General features: G+C 60.7%; 19 protein-coding genes. 7 read left to right on the top strand and 12 right to left on the bottom strand.

The features are described 5' to 3' along the window. Positions 1-119 precede the first annotated feature (119 nt). Positions 120-755: an SDR family oxidoreductase gene (locus AB5Y82_RS00520; RefSeq protein ID WP_111900681.1), complete on the top strand. Its 636-nt coding sequence runs from the start codon at positions 120-122 to the stop codon at positions 753-755. 110 nt (positions 756-865) lie between these two features. On the opposite strand, the gene AB5Y82_RS00515 is transcribed toward AB5Y82_RS00520, so the two are convergent. From AB5Y82_RS00515 to AB5Y82_RS00500, 4 genes are all read right to left on the bottom strand, one after another. After that, on the bottom strand, positions 866-2,062 hold the full coding sequence (locus tag AB5Y82_RS00515; protein ID WP_111900680.1) for an ABC transporter permease: 1,197 nt from the start codon (positions 2,060-2,062) through the stop codon (positions 866-868). Next, a complete protein-coding gene (locus AB5Y82_RS00510) occupies positions 2,062-3,216 on the bottom strand; it encodes an ABC transporter permease (protein ID WP_111900679.1) in 1,155 nt (384 codons plus the stop codon). Before AB5Y82_RS00510 ends, AB5Y82_RS00515 begins: the two co-directional genes overlap by 1 nt. Continuing rightward, the gene (locus AB5Y82_RS00505) at positions 3,216-4,220 is read right to left on the bottom strand and encodes an HlyD family secretion protein (RefSeq protein WP_368173517.1); all 1,005 of its coding nucleotides are present in this window, start codon (positions 4,218-4,220) and stop codon (positions 3,216-3,218) included. The genes AB5Y82_RS00510 and AB5Y82_RS00505 overlap by 1 nt, the downstream gene beginning before the upstream one ends. 73 nt (positions 4,221-4,293) lie before the next feature. Continuing rightward, positions 4,294-5,691: a TolC family protein gene (locus tag AB5Y82_RS00500; RefSeq protein WP_162632563.1), complete on the bottom strand. Its 1,398-nt coding sequence runs from the start codon at positions 5,689-5,691 to the stop codon at positions 4,294-4,296. Positions 5,692-5,983: 292 nt separating this feature from the next. On the opposite strand from AB5Y82_RS00500, the gene dusB reads away from it, so the two are divergent. From dusB to AB5Y82_RS00470, 6 genes are all read left to right on the top strand, one after another. After that, complete coding sequence (gene dusB, locus AB5Y82_RS00495) at positions 5,984-6,949, top strand: tRNA dihydrouridine synthase DusB (protein WP_019445016.1); 966 nt, start codon at positions 5,984-5,986, stop codon at positions 6,947-6,949. A gap of 26 nt (positions 6,950-6,975) precedes the next feature. Then, a complete protein-coding gene (gene fis / locus AB5Y82_RS00490; protein ID WP_005309538.1) occupies positions 6,976-7,272 on the top strand; it encodes a DNA-binding transcriptional regulator Fis in 297 nt (98 codons plus the stop codon). A 112-nt stretch (positions 7,273-7,384) separates the two neighbouring features. Next, a complete protein-coding gene (locus tag AB5Y82_RS00485; RefSeq protein ID WP_111900677.1) occupies positions 7,385-8,266 on the top strand; it encodes a DMT family transporter in 882 nt (293 codons plus the stop codon). A 258-nt stretch (positions 8,267-8,524) separates the two neighbouring features. Continuing rightward, positions 8,525-9,343: a DUF3100 domain-containing protein gene (locus tag AB5Y82_RS00480; protein ID WP_005339140.1), complete on the top strand. Its 819-nt coding sequence runs from the start codon at positions 8,525-8,527 to the stop codon at positions 9,341-9,343. Then, on the top strand, positions 9,340-9,789 hold the full coding sequence (locus AB5Y82_RS00475) for a hypothetical protein (RefSeq protein ID WP_033114935.1): 450 nt from the start codon (positions 9,340-9,342) through the stop codon (positions 9,787-9,789). The genes AB5Y82_RS00480 and AB5Y82_RS00475 overlap by 4 nt, the downstream gene beginning before the upstream one ends. Beyond that, positions 9,789-10,970: a M20 family metallopeptidase gene (locus tag AB5Y82_RS00470; protein ID WP_111900676.1), complete on the top strand. Its 1,182-nt coding sequence runs from the start codon at positions 9,789-9,791 to the stop codon at positions 10,968-10,970. Before AB5Y82_RS00475 ends, AB5Y82_RS00470 begins: the two co-directional genes overlap by 1 nt. 90 nt (positions 10,971-11,060) lie before the next feature. Here AB5Y82_RS00470 and AB5Y82_RS00465 read toward each other — a convergent pair whose 3' ends face one another. The 8 genes from AB5Y82_RS00465 to AB5Y82_RS00430 all read right to left on the bottom strand — a co-directional run bounded on the left by AB5Y82_RS00465 (position 11,061) and on the right by AB5Y82_RS00430 (position 18,117). Then, entirely contained in the window at positions 11,061-12,020 is a 960-nt protein-coding gene (locus tag AB5Y82_RS00465) for a LysR substrate-binding domain-containing protein (RefSeq protein WP_111900675.1), read from the bottom strand. A gap of 137 nt (positions 12,021-12,157) precedes the next feature. Continuing rightward, on the bottom strand, positions 12,158-12,784 hold the full coding sequence (locus tag AB5Y82_RS00460; protein WP_111900674.1) for a LysE family translocator: 627 nt from the start codon (positions 12,782-12,784) through the stop codon (positions 12,158-12,160). 103 nt (positions 12,785-12,887) lie between these two features. Next, positions 12,888-13,382, bottom strand: coding sequence for an acetolactate synthase small subunit (ilvN, locus tag AB5Y82_RS00455; RefSeq protein ID WP_005311605.1), 495 nt, complete (start codon positions 13,380-13,382; stop codon positions 12,888-12,890). 79 nt (positions 13,383-13,461) lie between these two features. Beyond that, positions 13,462-15,180, bottom strand: coding sequence for an acetolactate synthase 3 large subunit (locus tag AB5Y82_RS00450; protein ID WP_005339146.1), 1,719 nt, complete (start codon positions 15,178-15,180; stop codon positions 13,462-13,464). Between the two features lie 390 nt (positions 15,181-15,570). Further along, entirely contained in the window at positions 15,571-15,723 is a 153-nt protein-coding gene (locus AB5Y82_RS00445; RefSeq protein ID WP_005341188.1) for a hypothetical protein, read from the bottom strand. A 37-nt stretch (positions 15,724-15,760) separates the two neighbouring features. After that, positions 15,761-16,870, bottom strand: coding sequence for an MJ1255/VC2487 family glycosyltransferase (locus AB5Y82_RS00440; protein WP_111900672.1), 1,110 nt, complete (start codon positions 16,868-16,870; stop codon positions 15,761-15,763). Beyond that, the gene (locus tag AB5Y82_RS00435) at positions 16,867-17,370 is read right to left on the bottom strand and encodes a phosphatase PAP2 family protein (protein ID WP_111900671.1); all 504 of its coding nucleotides are present in this window, start codon (positions 17,368-17,370) and stop codon (positions 16,867-16,869) included. The genes AB5Y82_RS00440 and AB5Y82_RS00435 overlap by 4 nt, the downstream gene beginning before the upstream one ends. 126 nt (positions 17,371-17,496) lie before the next feature. After that, the gene (locus AB5Y82_RS00430; RefSeq protein ID WP_005349170.1) at positions 17,497-18,117 is read right to left on the bottom strand and encodes a TetR/AcrR family transcriptional regulator; all 621 of its coding nucleotides are present in this window, start codon (positions 18,115-18,117) and stop codon (positions 17,497-17,499) included. Between the last annotated feature and the right edge of the window lie 163 nt (positions 18,118-18,280).

The raw sequence follows: 18,280 nt of genomic DNA, 5'->3' as shown, positions 1-18,280 counted from the left end.
TGCGAGTCGCTGGCGGCTCGCACTCTCTCCTCCCTGCCAGCTCACAAATAGAAACAACTCTCATTTACAGCTGGCGAACAAGCCACTAGGCTAGCCCCTTTTGCCAAGGGAGCTCATCTATGCCAACCACACTGATTTTCGGAGCCAGCCGCGGGCTGGGCCGCGCCTTTACTCATCACGCCCTGAGCCAGGGTCACCGGGTCGTTGCGCTGGTGCGCAGCCCCGAGATGGCCATGGAACTGAGTGCGCTGGGAGTTGAGGTGATCGAGGGGGATGCGCTGGATCTGGCTGCGGTGCAGCAGGCATGCGTCCGGGCAGGGCAAGATGCACAGGTCGTCTCTACCCTCGGCAGCTTCCGTCAAGCCGCGCCGGTGGACTATCAGGGCAACCGTCATGTAATCGATGCCATGGAGCAGGCAGGCCTGAAACGACTGCTGCTGGTCACCTCCCTCGGCTGTGGTGACAGCTGGCAGTATCTGCCGGAGCGGGCACGCGCCGCCTTCGGTCACGAGGTACGTCTCAAGAGTCTGGCGGAGAGCTGGCTGCAGACCAGCTCCCTCGTGTGGACCATTCTGCGCCCGGCGGGCCTGCAGGATGGCGACGCCACCGGCCGCGCCGAGCTGAGTCAGGGCAAGGAGGTACACGGACTGGTGCGCCGCGCCGATGTGGCCGCCCAAGGGCTGCGCCTGCTGGCGGATGATGCGGCGGTGGGGCAGATCTACGCCATCGGGGATCCCACGCTCCAGCGCGGCTAAAGCAGCAGTAAAACCGCTTAACCCCACCACATAGCAAAACGGTCAGCCCAAGGGCTGACCGTTTTCGCTTTACCGCACACGCCATCTTGCTCGCGCTTGCACCATCCCGCTTAACCGGCGGTGGTTTCACCCTGCACGACTGATGGGCCAGCAACCGGCAACGACTGCTGCCGCCAACGCAGCAGCAGGCACGCCAGCAAGCCGTAGAGCAGCGCCAGACCCCACAGCTGCCACCAGTAACGGGAGACCTGCGCGAAGTCGGCCCCCATCTGGTTAAGGCGCAGAAAACCCTCGATGGCGGGGATAGTGGGCACCCACTGAGCCAGCCAGTTGAGAGGCGCCGGGATCAGCTCGAGCGGCCAGATAAAGCCCGCCAGAAAGACCAGCGGCAGGGAGGAGATGAGTACCACCTGAGTGGGCAGATCGCGCCGGGTAAAGATGGCGCCCAACACAATACCGAACCAGCAGGTCGCCAGCAGGAACGGCAGGGCGAACAACCACAACTCCAGCGGATCAGCATGGCGGGCGATGTTGTAGTGATCGAAGCAGAAGCCGAGGAAGTAGCTCACCGGCAGCAGGAACAACCCCGCCAGCACCAGGGTTCTGGCCAGCAGCAGCGGCAATACCGGCGCGCTTTGCCAGTAACCGTGCTCGCCGCGACAGCTGCGCTGGTTCTGGGTCGCCCCCAGGATCCCCGCCCCCATCAGCAACACCTGATGGAGGATCAGCACGAACACCGCCGGCACCACGTAATTCACATAGCCCATGGTGGGGTTGAAGACCGGCACCACGTTGAGGGCCACCGCATTCCAACCCATGGCCGCTTGTGGCAGCGCCTCGCCGTGGCTCAGCAGCCGCGCCACCTTCACCTGCGCGGCGAGAGTGCCACCGGCCTGCGCCAGCCCTTCGGCAATGGTACCGTAGACCAGAAAGTAGGAGGCATCACCGGCATAGCTCAGGGTGACGCTCTTGCCCAGCATCAGATCCCGATAGAAGTGGTTGGGGATATGCAGGATGCCGCTCGCCTCCCCGGCCATCATCAGCTGGCGCGCCTCGGCTAGCGAATTGGCCCGCGCAACCAGCTTCACCTGCGGCGTGGCATCGGCCATAAACTCCAGCTGACGGGACAGCTGACTGCCATCCTCGTTGACCACCACTACCGCCTCTTCCCGCGGCAGCTGATGCAGATAGGGCTGGGGATAGAGAAACGAGTAGAAGATCACCCCGCCAAACAGGGTCAGCATGATGGCGCGATCCGCCAGCAGGGTGCGCAGTTCGAGGCGCAACAGATCGACAAATCCCAGCATCACTCAGGCTCCTTTTCGGCGCTCGCCACTGCGGCTGATTGACGGGCCAGCTCGGCCTGCTGCTTGTAACGACGTACCACCAGCAGCAGGGGGAGCAGGAACAGCAGCAGCGCCCCCAGTTGCGGCAACGCCGATGCGAGGGGCAGACCGTAGTTGCTCTGACCAATCTGCAGCTCCACATAGTGAGAGACCGGCAACAGGCTGCGCCAGAAGCGGGCGAAATCCCCCATGGCGCTCACCGGAAAGGTGACCCCCATAAAGGCGAAACCGGGCGCAGTGTAAGCCCCCGCCAGCGACAGGGCGCGCGCCGGATCCCGGATGATGCCGTAAAAGAAGGCACCCATGGTGACGCAGGCGGCCGAGGCGAGTCCCAGCCCCACCAGCAATACCAGCCAGCTGCCGTGCATGGGGTATGAGAAGCCCTTGAACAACAGCAGCGTCCAGACAATCCCCCAGCCCCAGCCAATCAGCACGTGGGGCAGCAGGGTGCGCCAGAGACCAAACCAGACACCGCGCGTGGTCCAGTCCAGCCCCAGCCGATCATTACGGGCCAGTGCATTGAGGCCAAACAGCACCACCAGGATCTGCCATACGGCTGGCAGAATGGCACTCAACAGAAATTGGGCGTAGCTGGAGTTGAGGTTATAGAGCGCCGTCACCTGACTGCTGATAGGCACCGACTGCCCGAGCGCACCGGGCAGCGCCTTGCCATCGGCCATCGCCTCCAGCACGCCTACCTGACCATTGAGAGTGCCTACCACCTGCGCCAGCGCCGAGTTGACCAGCTTGGCGATCAGGATGAACTGGCCGTTGTTGAACACAGTCACCTGCGGCTGGGTGCCCTGACGGGCATCCCGCTCCAGATGGTTGGGGATCACCACCAGCGCATAGATGTCGCCACCGCGCAGGGCTCGGGCGCCGGCATTGATGGAGTCAAACTGTTGCGCCACCTTGAGCCCGGCCGAGCCATCCAGCGAGAAGGCGAGCTGGCGCGAGAGCATGCTGTGGTCGAGATCCACCAGCCCCACCTTGAGGTCGCGGGCCAGCCCTGCCGAGAAGATCCAGCAGAGGATCCCCATCAGCAGCAGCGGCACCCAGCTCATCAGGGCACGGCTGAAGGGATCCTGCCACAGCAGCCGAAATTCACGTCCCATCAGAGTTCAACCAGCACACTCATGCCAACCCGCAGCCCCTCAACCGGTTGCAGCGGGCGAGCCTCCACCTGGAAGCTCTTCATATCGAAACCCTGACGGGTATCGGTGGCACGCCAGGTGGCAAAATCCCCCATAACGGCCACATGGGTCACCTTGAAGCGTACGGTCTGGTCGCCAAGGCCCGGGATGCGGGTATCGAACTCGGTACCGACCGGGAAGCGGGGCAGCAGATCCTCGCGAACGTGGAACTGGGCCCAGGCATCGCTCATATCAAGCAGGGTCACCACCGGGAAACCTTGTGGTGCCAGCTCGCCGCTGCGCAGCAGTACCTGACTCACTTCACCATTGTGGGGGCTGGTGATGCGGGTATCGGCCAGATAGGCCTCAACCTCGGCCACGGAACCCGCCGCCATCTTGGCCTTCTCGCGAGCGGCGATCTTGGTCTCTTCCCTCGCCCCTTCCAACGCCATCTGGTACTGTTGCCACGCCATCCCTTCGCTGTAGCGGGCGGCTTGCCAGGCAGTCCAGGCCTCATCACGTTTTTGCAGCGGCATCACGCCGTCGCGGTGCAGGCTGGCCACCCGCTCATAGGTCTTGCCACGCAGCTGGGCGGCAGCCTTGGCTTTTTGCCACTGATCCTTGGCGGCAGCGATCTGTTGGGCACGGGCCCCTTTCTCCGCCTCTTGCGCCAACGCACCCGCAGCGGCCTCACCGGCCTTGGCCTGGCTCAACTTGGCTTCAATCTCGGGGCTCGCCAGGGTAAAGACCAGCTGATCCTTGGTAAGCAGATCACCCTTTTTGACCAACACTTCGTCGATGCGACCCGGCACCTTGGAGGAGACCGAGTACTGCTGCGCTTCAATCTGCCCTTGCAGATGCACCGGCTCCGGCTGATAGGCCAGCCAGAAGCGCCAGCCGAGCCACACCACCAGGATCACCAGCGCCAGCGGCAACAACAGCGGTTTACCCTGGCTCATCTTCTTTTTGATGGGGGGATGGCTCATCACTTCACCTCGACAAACGGGCGACCCTTGACGGTCGGAAAAGACATGAAAAAAGGGACAGACAGGACCGGGATCATGAGTTCACCTCGATCACCTGACCATGCTGATATTGATTGAAACTGTTCATCTGGCCGGAGAGCGCCAGCAGGCGGGCCAGCGACACCACATATTGATAGGCCGCCGCCGCGCGCTGAGTCTTCACCCCCGCCAGCTGGTTTTGGGCATCCACCACATCAAGGGAGGTAGAGAGCCCCTGCCCGAAGGCCTTGTCCCGCAGCAGCACGTTCTCCTCGGCCAGCGCCTGAGTGGAAGAGAGGGATTGATACTCCTCCAGCCCCTGCGCCGCTTCGCGCCAGGTCTTCTCAACGAGCAACTCCAGATCCTGACGGGTCTTGGCCTGCAGCAGATTGACCTGCAGCTCGGCGCTCTTGGCTGCCTGCACCGTCTCGGAACGGCCATCGCGACTCACCAGCGGCATGCTGACACCCACCCCCACCAGCCAGTCCGGCGCGGTCTTGGAGGCGAGCGAATCATCTTCATAGAGGTTGTAGTTGCCGAACAGGAACACCTCGGGGGCATATTTGCCCTGCTCGACCCGGATCATCCCCTTGGCCTGCTCCTTCTTGGCAGTGAGCAGCTTGAGACCGGGGTGCACCTCCAGGGTCTGGCTCACCAACCCCTCGAGGCGCGGCAGCTCCTTGTTGACGAACAGGCCGCTGCCCGGCTGGGCATTTGGCAACTTCAGCATGCGGCCGAGGGCCAGTTCGGCGATCTCGAGGCTGCGGCGCGCCTTCTGGGTATCGATGCGCGCTCTGTCATAGGCCGACTGGGCGGAGAGGCGCTCCACCCTGGCGATCTGGCCCTGCGCTTCGAGCTTCTTGGCGTGATCCAGATGGTGGGCCAGCCCCTCTTCGATCTCCTGTTTGGTCTGCACCACCTGAGCAGCCAGCACCACGCCGAAATAGGTCTGGGAGAGGCTCTCGAAGGTGGATTGCTGCTTGAGCACCAGCAGCTGCTGCGCCTCGCTCACCTGCGCCTGGCGGATATCCTGCGCCGCATCGATGCGACCACCGGCAAACAGCGGCCAGAGCATCTTGACCGAGCTGGTCACTACATTCTGTTTGGTCAGGGGGGTGACAAATGCGTTGGCCCCGACCCCGAACAGGCTGCCGAGCGCCAGGATCAGATCTTTCTGCTTGGCCAGCGGATTGAGATCGAGGGCATCAAGTTCAATCGGCTGATCAAGATGGGTATAGCTGGCCCCCAGATCCACCTTGGGCAGATACATGTCCTTGGCCGCCTCGCGCAGCTGCTTGGCCCGATCGACCCCGGCCTGCTCGGCAGCCAGCCCTTCATCCTGCTGGATGACCCGGGTCCAGGCTTCGCCAAAACTGATGGTTTGCGCCTGCGCCGACCCCAGCACGGCCCCCATCAGACACGGCCAGAGTGATTTAATGAACCTTGACGTCATAGATCCCCAATCCGCTTTTGTTGCATAAATGTTTGGAGCATTTGCTCGACTTAAGCCCGCTATCATAACGCAAAGCGGGCCTGCAAGTGGACTGACAATTATGCAGGTGTCCGACCCGAATGGTACAGCTCTCACTCTCCGTCAATCTGGCCGTTTTTCAATAACTCCAGAATTTGCAAGCCTTGGCGCGACGTTTTTTTCAGAAAAAAATGGCTGACGCTCAAATACTAACCTTTTCTCCTGCCTAAAAAATGCGTAATATACGCCGCCCTAAGCCGATGGTAACCGTGGAATGCAGATAGGTCCCCACACGCTTGAAACTCCCTTGATTGTGGCTCCCATGGCCGGTGTAACTGACCGACCATTCCGTGAACTTTGTTTGCGATTGGGGGCTGGCATGGCCGTTTCCGAGATGCTGCTGGCCAACCCGGATGTCTGGGATACCCAGAAAACCCGGATGAGGATGGATCACTCTGCAGAAGGCGGATTGCGATCGGTCCAGATTGCCGGAGCCGACCCCGAGATGATGGCGTTTGCTGCCCGCTACAACGTGGAGCAGGGCGCACAGATCGTCGACATCAACATGGGATGTCCGGCAAAAAAAGTGAATAAGAAGTTGGCAGGTTCTGCCCTGCTGCGTGCCCCCGATCAGGTCAAAGCAATTTGCCGGGCCGTGGTGGATGCAGTGGAGGTGCCTGTCACCTTGAAGATCCGCACAGGATGGGATCCGGATAACCGCAATGGCGTGGAGATCGCCCGAATCGCCGAAGATTGCGGTATCGCGGCCCTTGCCGTGCATGGTCGTACCCGTGCCTGCCTCTACAAGGGCGAAGCGGAGTACGACACGATCAGGGCGATTAAGCAGGCCGTATCGATTCCTGTTGTCGCCAATGGTGACATCAACAGCCCGGAGAAAGCCCGGTATGTCCTCGACTATACCGGCGTTGACGCCGTGATGATCGGCCGAGCTGCGCAAGGACGACCCTGGATTTTCCGGGAAATCCGTCATTTTCTTGAGACGGGCACCAAGCTGCCGCCTCCCGAGAGGGAAGAGGTTCGCACCCTGATGAACGAGCATGTAACCAACCTGCACCGGTTTTATGGTGCATATCTGGGAGCGCGCATAGCCCGTAAACACGTGGGCTGGTATCTGGATGAAGAAGAGACGGGCCGAGAATTCCGTAAGCACTTCAATGCCCTGGATTGCGCAGACGCGCAACTTGAGGCACTCGAAGCGTATTTCGATGGATTAGGTTAACAAGATAACTAAAGAGCCGACCGAATATGTTCGAACAAACCCTGACTTCTGATGCATTGGTAACAACTACTCACAATCACGCTGCCGAGCCGACCCAGCGCCCCCTGCGTGACTCTGTGCAACAGGCCTTGCGTAACTACCTGGCCCAGTTGAACGGTCAGGAAGTGATTGATCTGTACGATATGGTTCTCTCCGAAGTCGAAGCGCCGATGCTGGACGTGATCATGCAGTACACCCGTGGTAACCAGACTCGCGCTGCCGTGATGATGGGTATCAACCGTGGCACCCTGCGCAAGAAGCTCAAGCGTTACGGCATGAACTGATTGCTGGCCGCGAGCCGCGACGGCGGTTCAAGGCAGATGCGAAAGGCGCCAGGTAGCAATACCTGGCGCCTTTCCTTTATGCTCTCCCATCCATTTCACCATGACGACCCCGATGAACCGCACTCCCCTGCTGCTGATGGTACTGGTCACCCTGCTGGCCGCCGCTGGCTGGCTCTTCTCGAAAGAGGCGATCCGCGAACTGCCCCCTGCCGCCTTTATCGGCAGCCGCTTCCTGCTGGCGGCGCTGCTGTTGCTCCCCTTGGCCTGGTTGCGTGAACCGCCGCCGACTCGCGCCCAACTGGTGCGCGCTGCCGGTTGCGGCACATTGCTCGGTGCCAGCCTGCTGCTGTGGGTCACCGCCATCAGCCAGAGCGATGCGCTGGGCAGCGGCGCCTTTATCATGAGCGTCGCCACCCTGATGGCCCCGCTGGCCGCATGGGGAGCCTTTCGGGCCAAGCCCGGCCGCCACTACTGGCTCACCCTGCCCGTCGCCATCGCCGGTTTGCTGCTGCTCTCCAGCAGTACCCACTGGGGCGTGTCGCTCTCGCTGTTCTGGTTTCTGGCGGCGGCCACCACCCTCGGCATCCAGCTTGCCGTCCATCGCCACTTTGCCCAATCCATTGCCCCCACCTGGCTCACCTGCATCCAGCTGGCGATGACCGGCCTGCTCGGCACCCTGCTCTCCCTGCTGACCGAACAGTGGCCCGAGGCCGGTGTCAGCCACGGCATCTGGGGCTGGTTTGCAGCGAGCGTCTTGATCGCCACCACATTGCGCTACTGGCTACTCACCCACGCATTAAGCAAGATGACTACCGCCCACGCCGCCCTGATGATGCTGCTGGAACCGGTCTGGACTCTGCTGCTGAGCACCCTCTTCTATAGCGAACCCCTCGGCGGCGCCAAACTGGCCGGAGCCGGACTGGTGCTCGGCGCCCTGGTGCTTTACCAACTACCCCTGCTGCTGCGCAGTGCACGGCTCAAAACGCCCGTCTGATCCGCGTCACCGCCCTGCGGGGCGGTGTCACCATTTCCCTCCTGTTTGCTTATCTTGTCCTGCCAATGCTGACGTTCTGTTAACGGCCTTTAACCCTTGGTATCCAGAGGGTTAAAGGGCATACCCCATGAAAAAATGCCATATGGCCAGCTTGATGAAGGTCACATACCTGCCCCTCTTAGCTCCCTATGATGCCCCCATCATCGGTCTGGACAATCCTGACGATGGCCACACATGGGAATAACAAGAGAAAAGACTATGCAGCAAACCAGCCCCCTCAAGACGGTCACGGTCAGCATATTGGCAACCGCCATGCTGATCTTTGTGGCCCAGTACCTGATAGGCAAGCAGGAGATCAAGATCGGCATCGCCATCATCCCGATCCTGCCGATGCTCTTTGCCGTCATCATCGGCATGATTGTCTCCGCCAAACCGGTCAAGGATCGCATACCCGGCTGGAAGCAGCTCTTCACCGAGAAAGAAGAGGGCTTCTGCGGCAAGATGGTGGGCTTCAGCCTGCTGATCCTGGGCACCCAGTACGCGGGGATGATCATCCCCAACCTGAAGATGATCCTGAGCGTCGGCGTGCCGCTGTTCCTGCAGGAGATTGGCAACCTGCTGCCGATCCTGATCGCCATTCCGCTGGCGGTGAAGTTCGGCTTTGGCCGCCGCGCCATCGGGGCCTGCTCCTCCATCAGTCGCGAGCCGTCCGTTGCGGTCATTCAGGGCAAGTTCGGCACCGGCTCCCAGGAGTACATCGGCGTGCTCGCAATCTACCTGTGCGGCTCCGTGATCGGCACCCTCTGGTTCAGCGTGCTGGGCAGTATCGCCCCGCTCACCGGCCTGCACCCGCTGGCGCTGGCTGCCGGCTCCGGCGTGGGCTCAGGCTCCATGCTGAGTGCCGCCTCCGGCGCCCTGATCAACGGTCTCGACGAAGCGCTGGCTCAGCAGGTGTTGAGTATCGCGGCAGCCTCGAACCTGCTCTCGTCTGCCCTCGGCGCCCTCTCCCTCACCTATCTGGGTCTGCCGCTCGCTGAAAAAATCTATGCCCTGACTGCCAAAGGAGAGAAAGCATGAAAAGCATCGTAATGGATATGCGGTTCGTCTTTCTGGCGATCCTGCTGGCTATGTTTACCCAGACCCTGACCACCGGCACTCCGCTCTGGCTGATGGGTGACAGCTTCATCGCCATGTCACTGGTGGTGTTCGCTTCGCTGATTGCCAAGCGCTACCTGCCCTCATCCCTACCGGCGTTTGCCTATGCCACCATCATCGGCATTCTGATCTGCCTGCCGGAGACCCCGGTGCGCGGCCTCTTCATTGATGCCGTCGCCAAGATTTCCTTCCTCTCCTGCTGCGTACCGCTGCTGGCCTTTGCCGGTCTCTCGGTGGGTGGTCAGCTGGAAGAGCTGAAGAAGATGTCCTGGAAAGTGATCCTGATCTTCATGATCGTCTCCACCTGCTGCTTCTTCGGCGCCTCGCTGGTGGCCCAACTCGGCTTCTCCATTCAAGGGATCATCTGATGAACAACATCCACATTGAACCGGCCCTGCTGGCCCTGCGCGACTTCAGTCAGGAAGTGCGCCACCATCTGCACACCATTCCGGAAGCCTCCGGCGTCGAGTTCAAGACCTCAGCCTACTGCCGCGAGCTGATGGCAAGCTTTGGCTACCGTCTCACCGACTACCCGGGCTTCACCGGTTTTCACGGCGATCTGGTGGTTGACCCGGTGCTGCCGACCATCGCCTTCCGTGCCGACATGGATGGCCTCGAGATGCACGACATGAGCGAGGTTGCGTTCAAGTCGACCCACGAGGGAATGGCCCACAACTGCGGTCACGACTCCCATATGGCGATCGCCCTGACCGCAGCCAAGTTTCTGGCCGCCAACCGCGATCGCCTGCAGTACAACGTCCGCTTTATCTTCCAGATGGCGGAAGAGGATATGCGGGTGCCGGGCGCCGAGAAGATGGTCGAACTGGGCTGCATGAAGGGGGTAGACGAGGTCTATGCCCTCCATAACGACGGCGCCATGGAAACCGGCACCATCAAGTTCAACCACGGTGTCATGTCCTCCTGGGGCTCCGCCTGGACGCTGGATGTGCACGGTATCTCCGCCCACGGATCCACCCCCCACAAGGGGCTGGATGCCATCCGCGAAGCGGTGCGGATCATCGAGGATATGGACTACATCGTCGCCAAGCGCACCAGTCCGTTCAGCCCGGCGGTATTCGGCTGCGGCATGATCAACGGCGGCACCATCCCCAACGCCATCGCCGACCATGTGCAGGCGCGCGGCACCATCCGTGCCATGGATGCCGAGACCGACCAGATCCTGAAGAACAGCTTCAAGGAGATCGTGGCCCAGAGCGAACTGCGCGGCTTCAAGACCAAGATGGTCTATGCCGGGTATCCGGCGGTCGAGAACCACGCCGATGCCTGCGCCCGTCTGCTGCAAGCGGCCGCCGATGTATTGCCCTCTGAGGGGATCAACGCTCAGGGGCAGCCGATGACCGGCAGCGAAGATTTCAGCTACATGGTTAACGCCTGCCGTGGTCGCAAGGGGGCCATGTTCTTCCTCGGCAGCGGCTGTCAGGCCAAGGGGATCTGCAACTACCTGCATGCGAATCCCTACTATCTGGATGACGATTGCCTGCTGGTCGGAGCCCAGATCTTTATCAATCTGGCGACCCGCAGCGCTTAATCCCGCATATCGATAAAACCAGAAGAGGGGCCAAGGCCTCTCTTTTTTTATCTCTGTATTTTTGCTCTGTACGCGGCAGACATCCCGCGGCTAGAGCCACGGCAAATCCGCCATATTGGCAGTCGGCGGCTGGTTGATAAGGTGCAGCTGTACCGTCTCCCGGCTGATATGGGGGGCGTAGAGGTGGATAAAGTCGTACATGTAGTCACGTAGATGGGCATGCTTGCGCAGGCAGATGTGGGTCGCGCTCGAGGCGATCAGGTGGTCGATGTTGAGACTCACCAGATCCTCCCTGTCCCCCTCGTCAAAGGCCATGCTTGCAATCACCCCGACCCCCATGCCGAGCCGGACGTAGTGCTTGATCACGTCGGTATCGGTGGCGGTCAGCACGGTTTTCGGCGAGAGGCCGTGGCGGCTGAAGGCCTTGTCCATCTTGGAGCGACCGGTAAAGCCGAACACATAGGTGATGAGGGGATAGCGGGCCAGATCCGCCATCGACAGCGGCTGACAGTCGATCAGCGGATGACCGTGGGGCACCACCACGCTGCGCCCCCAGCGATAACAGGGAACGGCGGCCAGCTCGTCGAACAGATACATGGACTCGGTGGCGATCGCCATATCCACATCGCCGCTTTGCACCATCTGGGCCAGTTGGGCTGGCGCCCCCTGATGGAGCTGGATCGCCACATCGGGATAACGACGGCTGAACTCGGTGATCACCGCTGGCAGCTTGTAGCGCGCCTGGGTGTGGGTGGTGGCGATACGCAGCACCCCGCTGGTAGCCAGTTGCTCCCCCAGCGACAGCTGGTTGATCTGCTCCACCTGCGCCACTACCCCCTTGGCCAACTCCATCACCTGCTCGCCTGCGCTGGTCAAGCCGACCAGATTCTTTCCCTTGCGGGTAAAGAGGGCGAGCCCCAGCTCATCTTCCAGCATCTTCATCTGCTTGCTGAGGGTGGGCTGGGAGGTGTAGAGCTTCTCCGCCGTCGCCGAGATATTGAAGTTGTTCTTCACAATCTCGGTAAAGTTCTTGAGCCGGGCGATGTTCATCTGGGCAAGGGATCTCGCTGCTGCGGCCAGTGGGGCTGGCCTGAAAAAGAGAGAGAGCGGGGCTGGCCCCGCAGCTGACCGCCGACCATACCACAGCGCCGCGCGCGATAACCTGCCCCAGGTCAGAAAGCGGCGAGCTAGTCGCTGGCGAGCTTGATCCCGAGCCCGACAAACAGGGTGCCGATGCCCCGGTTGAGCCAGCGACCAAGACGCTGTGACAACCGAACCCTGTGGCTGGCATAGACGGTGGTAAAGACCAGCAGGTGACACCAGATGATACCGCCCAGATTGAAGATGCAACCGAGCAAGATAAAGGCGAGCGCCTTGTCGGGGGCATCCGGTGCGATGAACTGGGGCACGAAGGCGAGGAAAAAGAGCGCTACCTTGGGATTGAGCACATTGGTCAGCACTCCCTGCCGGTAAATCTGGCCATAGGAAAGGACGGGCAGGGTGGCCCCTCTCTCCATTGCACCCGTCGTTTGCTGGCGCAGCAGAGAGAACCCCAGATAGATGAGGTAAATGGCACCAGCCAGCTTGATAAGGGCAAACCACTCGGCCGACGCGCTGAGCAGAGCCGACAGACCGAGGGCCGCCGCCAGCACATGCACCATGACACCGGTGCCGATGCCAAGGGCCGCGACCGAACCGGCACGCCACCCTTGCGAGCCGCTGCGCAGCATGACCAGCAGGGAGTCCGGTCCCGGCATGATGTTGAGCAGCAGCCCCGAGACCATAAACAGTGCAAGATCATGAATACCGAACATCACCCCTCCCCTCGTAAAGCAAAACCAAACAAAAGGGCTCCGCAGAGCCCTCTTTCCTTTCACTCTGCGGCAGCTGACGAGTCATCAGCTGTCCCGCCAGCCATCAGGGCCGCAGCGCCTTGTCCGCCCGCGAGATGCCGCAGACGCCGGAGCGCACCACTTCGATGATCTCGTTGGTCTGGGCGGCTGTTTTGATAAAGGCATCCAGCTTCTCGCTGGTACCCACCAGCTGCACCGTGTACTGCTCAGGAGTAACGTCGACGATCTGGCCGCGGAAGATATCTGCCAACCGTTTCAGCTCGTCACGGGCACCACCGGCGGCGCGCGCCTTGACCAGCGCGATCTCCCGCTCGATATGCTCCCCTTCGCTCAAGTCGCACACCTTGAGCACATCCACCAGCTTGTGCAGCTGCTTCTGGATCTGCTCCAGCACCCGCTCGTCACCCATGGTGACTATGGTCATGCGTGACAGGGTGGGATCCTCGGTCGGTGCCACCGTCAGGGTCTCGATGTTGTAGCCACGCTGGGAGAAGAGACCCACCACGCGGCTCAGGGCGCCGGATTCGTTCTCCAGCAGTACTGAAATGATATGCCTCATGATATTTCCCCCGCCTTGTTCAGCGACATCTCTTCAACGGCGGATTCCACCAGTACGACCGAAATAATATGTTCCATCGTCAGGTCCTCTCCGTCTTGCTCAGCCACATCTCATCCATGGCGCCAAACTTGATCTGCATCGGATAGACGTGCTCATCCGGGTCGACCGAGATATCCATGAACACCAGCCGATCCTTCATGGCGAAGGCTTTCTCCATGGCGCTCTCCAGCTCGGCCGGATCGCTCACCGCGATACCGACGTGGCCGTAGGCTTCCGCCAGTTTGACGAAGTCCGGCAGGGACTCCATGTAGGAGTGGCTGTGACGACCGCCGTAGAACATCTTCTGCCACTGCTTGACCATGCCCAGCGCACGGTTGTTGATGGAGATGATCTTGATGGGCACCCCGTACTGCATGCAGGTCGAGAGCTCCTGAATGTTCATCTGCACCGAGCCATCGCCGGTGACGCAGCAGACCACAGCATCCGGGTTGGCAAACTGGGCCCCCATGGCGGCCGGAATACCGAAGCCCATGGTGCCGAGGCCACCAGAGTTGATCCACTGGCGCGGTTTGGCAAACGGGTAGTAGAGCGCGGCAAACATCTGGTGCTGGCCGACGTCGGAGGCAACGAACGCCTGACCCTGAGTCACCTTGTAGAGGGTCTCGATAACCTGTTGCGGCTTGATCTGGGTGGCCGACTTTTCGTAGGCCAGACAGTGACGGGAGCGCCACTGGTTGATCTGGCTCCACCAGTCCGCCAGCGCCTCTTTGTCGTTATCGAAGCCACACTCGCGGATCACCTCCAGCATCTGCTCCAGCACGGTTTCTACCGAGCCAACGATGGGCACATGAGCCTGCACCGTCTTGGAGATGGAGGTGGGGTCGATGTCGATATGGACCACGGTCGCATTGGGGCAGAACTTGGCCACGTTGTTGGTGACGCGGTCATCGAAGCGGGCACCGACGGCGAAGATGAGATCCGCGTTGTGCATGGTTTTGTTGGCTTCGAAGGTGCCGTGCATCCCCAGCATGCCGATAAATTGCGGATGGACACCGGAGAAAGCCCCCAGTCCCATCAGGGTGGTGGTCACCGGCAGGTTCAGCAGCTCCGCCAGTTTGGTCACCAGATGGTCCGCATTGGCGTTGATGGCGCCACCGCCCACGTACATCACCGGGCGCTGGGCTTCTACCAGCAGCTTGGCTGCCCGCTTGATCTGCCCTTTATGGCCAGACTTGGTCGGGTTGTAGGAGCGCAGGGAGACCGTCTCGGGATACTGGTAGGGGAATTTTTCTTTCGGGTTCTGCACATCTTTGGGCAGATCCACCACCACCGGCCCCGGGCGGCCGCTGGCGGCAATGTAGTAGGCCTTCTTGATGGCCTCAGGGATATCGCTCGCCTTCTTGCACAGGAAGCTGTGCTTCACCACCGGGCGGGAGATACCGATCATGTCGGTCTCCTGGAATGCATCCTCACCGATCATGCTGGTCGGCACCTGGCCGGAGAGGATCACCAGCGGAATGGAATCCATATAGGCGGTGGCAATACCGGTAATGCAGTTGGTCGCTCCCGGGCCCGACGTTACCAGCACAGTCCCCACCTTGCCGGTGGAACGGGCGTAACCGTCAGCCATGTGAACCGCGGCTTGCTCGTGCCGCACCAAGACATGCTCCATCTTGCCGTTTTCGAAGAGAGCGTCATAGATGTCGAGCACTGAGCCACCAGGGTAGCCGAAGACGTGCTCAACTCCCTGATCTTCCAGCGCTCTAACCACCATCTGGGCGCCTGATAACATCTCCATGATAAAGCCCTCCAGGCTTTGCTCCGTTTAGCGAATCCCGCCGACGATGCCGTGCTTCCCGGCACGGCCCGATCCGTTTCTTGTTGTTATCTGAATGCAGATCGGCCCAATTCAGCCCCGTCGACAGTAGAAAAAAAGGATTTTTCCGTCATTCACCCGAAAATAGGGTGAAAAACCAACTTAACCCGCTTCATAACGCTTGTCCACGGCTTTATCTGACCAGAACAGTCATACATTTCAACCGGCTATTAACATTCAATGACTTGCCGTAGCGACCATGAGACAAAAGGGAAGGAAGTCGGGGAATGGCCAGCGGATCATTCCGCAGAGGGGAAAAACAGCCACAAAAAAGCCCACCGCTCAGCGGTGGGCTTGATGCCGAATGATGAATCAGTTGTCCTGATCCGGCTCAGCCAGCCAGATCTGCTGATCCGGATCGGTCTCTTCACTGACCGAGATGCTGACACCCATATCGAGCAACTCGTGCAGGGTGAGATTGTCAGCCAGGTTCATGACTTCGCCGTTTTCATTGGTAAAGCGCATTTGCTCCGTCCTCTCCTTGGTGGGATCGCCTTTCAGTCTAGTCAACAACGCTCACTTGCGATAACCAGCAACTGGATAAACAGTCGCCACCATCCAGCTCGCTCAGGCGATCACTCACCTCCTCCGGAAACAGGGTGCGCGCCCAGAGCCGCCGCGACAGAGAGGCCACGCTCTCGTCAGCGCCCGCCGCCAGCCAGCGGGCCAGCTCCCCCGCTACATCGGGGTAGCAAACCGCCCCCGGCGAGGCGCTGTCGAGCCAGGTGCGCACCAAATTGGCATCGAGCACATCCATCAGGGTCGCCAGTCCCATCATCTCGAGGGTCTTGCCGTTGGTCAGCTGCTCGAACTGGCCGCCGAGGGGTTTGACCAGCAGTTTCTTGCCGAGGGTGAGCGCCTCGGAAGCCAGCTCGAAACCTGCGTTGGAGATGACGCCGCGACAACCGGCCAGCACGGCGATAAACCCGTGTCGCGACGGCGGCTCGAAGCGCAGATTGCGCCATTGGCTCGGGGTGCGAATGGCGGGGTGAAAGCAGACGAAGCGCTGCTGACCAAAGCGCGACAACAGGGCGGCGATCGCCTCGGTCTGCTCGAACGGCAGATAGACCAGGATCTCGCAGTTATCCGACGCAGCGGCGATAGGGTCGATCACCGGCGGCAGCAAGGGGTGACCGAAGTGAAACCAGTGCAGCCCGAGCGGCTGATCCACAGGAGCAAAGTGGCGCATCAGCTGGCGGCTGACCCCATCCTCCCCCCAACGCGGGATGGGCCAGTTGAAGCTGGCCTGATGACTGACGGTGAGGCTCGGCTTGCCATAGCGGCGGGCAGCGTGGGCGGTGAGTGGCTCAAAATCGCTCACCACCAGATCGTATTCGCTGCAATCGAGAGACCGCAGATCCCGCCAGAAGGTGAGCGGCGAGGCGGCTTGCAGGGTGCGCCACGGAGAAACTCGCCCCTCGTGACTCACAAAAGTGAGGCCGGGAAAGGCGCGGTAGGCGCCAAACTCCTCCATGTCGAAGTAGCGGTCAGCGGGGCGACCGCTAAAGAGATAATCCACCTCGACCCCTGCCGTGCGCAGCGCCCGCGCCAGGGTGCGACTGCGACTGATATGGCCGTTGCCGGTGCCTTGCACCCCAAACAGTATCCTCATGAGTGGCTCCAGCTGAGCGCCAGCACGGCGCAACCGCCACCCAGCAGGGCACCGGCAACCAGATCGCTCAGGTAGTGTACCCCGAGCAGCAACCGGGATGCCCCCACCAGTGCCGCCCAGCCAAACAGCAGGGGCGCCCAGAGCGGAAAGCTGTTGGCCAGTATGGTGGCCATCAGAAAAGCGGCGGCGGTGTGGCCGGAGGGGAGGCTGTAACGATCGGAAGGAGTGATAAAGACCGGCAAGCCGACCGGCCGTTGCCGTTTCAGGCTGTTTTTCAGCAGCAGATAGAGGGGCAGTTCGATGGCGAAGGCTAACAGCGCCAGTCGCACCAGCTCCCGCTCTGCCTCCCCCTGCCACCAGAGCAGGGCGGCCAGCACAGCGTAAAGCGGGCCATCGCCGGTGCGGGAAATGAGACGACTCACCCTCGCCTGCTGCCGATTGTAGCCGTGAAGCAGGCAGACCCGGCACACCTGCAGGTCCCATTGCTGGATCTTGTTCATATCCCCTCCTTCCCTGAATTCTGCTTGCAGAGTAAGAAAGCGGGATGACGTTACGTTGAACAAGGGATAACAGATTTATGAAAAAAGGGCCGAATGGCCCTTTTTAATCTCGATGTTGCGGCAAAATCAGTGACTGCCGCGCAGACCGGTCTCCATCAGACGGCAGTTGTGGTCCGCCAGACGGGCCATGAAGTGCTCATCCACTTTCAGACCAAACACCTGCTCGTAGAGATCTTTCATCACGAATGGCTGCCACATCATGCTGAGGAAGGAGATCTTAAGCATGTCGGGATCCAGGTTGTCACCCAGCTCGCCGTTGGACTTCATTGTTTCCAGCAGGGCATCGAACTGCGGCAGCTGGCGTTCCAGCAGGCGGTTCAGCACAAAATCCCGGCCCGGGCTCTTCTCGGTCGACAATGCGCTGGAGATGGCAGAGGTCAGCTCGCTATTGGGCGCCATCACCTGATAGTAGGTGTTGAGCAGCTCGTTGAGGCTGTGATTGCTGTGCTCATCTTGCCAGGCATGGTCGAGGGGCTCGGCGACATCGCCCAACACCGCTTTGTAAAGACCCTCTTTACTGCCGAAGTAGTAGTGGATCATTGCCAGATTGGAGCCAGCAAGCTCCGCGATTTCGCGTGTAGTTACCTTGCTATAGGGAGTATTGAGAAAACGCTCACGGGCGGCAGCAAGCAACTTGTCACGAATGTCAGAACGTCCGACCGGACGACCAGGTCTACGTTTTTCCATTTAACACCTCAGATAATTCAGCCAATGCTGATAAGTCGATCTGGTTGTGCAGAGAATAGAGCACAGCAGGAATGACCAGATAATCGGTCATGGGCCGAATATGGGACAAGGAAATTTGCAATCCTTTACAATCCGATTAAATACGTCAGCAGATTGCCCCTGA

Source organism: Aeromonas sp. s13, from assembly GCF_040907905.1.
Lineage (GTDB): Bacteria > Pseudomonadota > Gammaproteobacteria > Enterobacterales > Aeromonadaceae > Aeromonas > Aeromonas veronii.
This window is presented reverse-complemented; position numbering and strand designations above follow the sequence as displayed.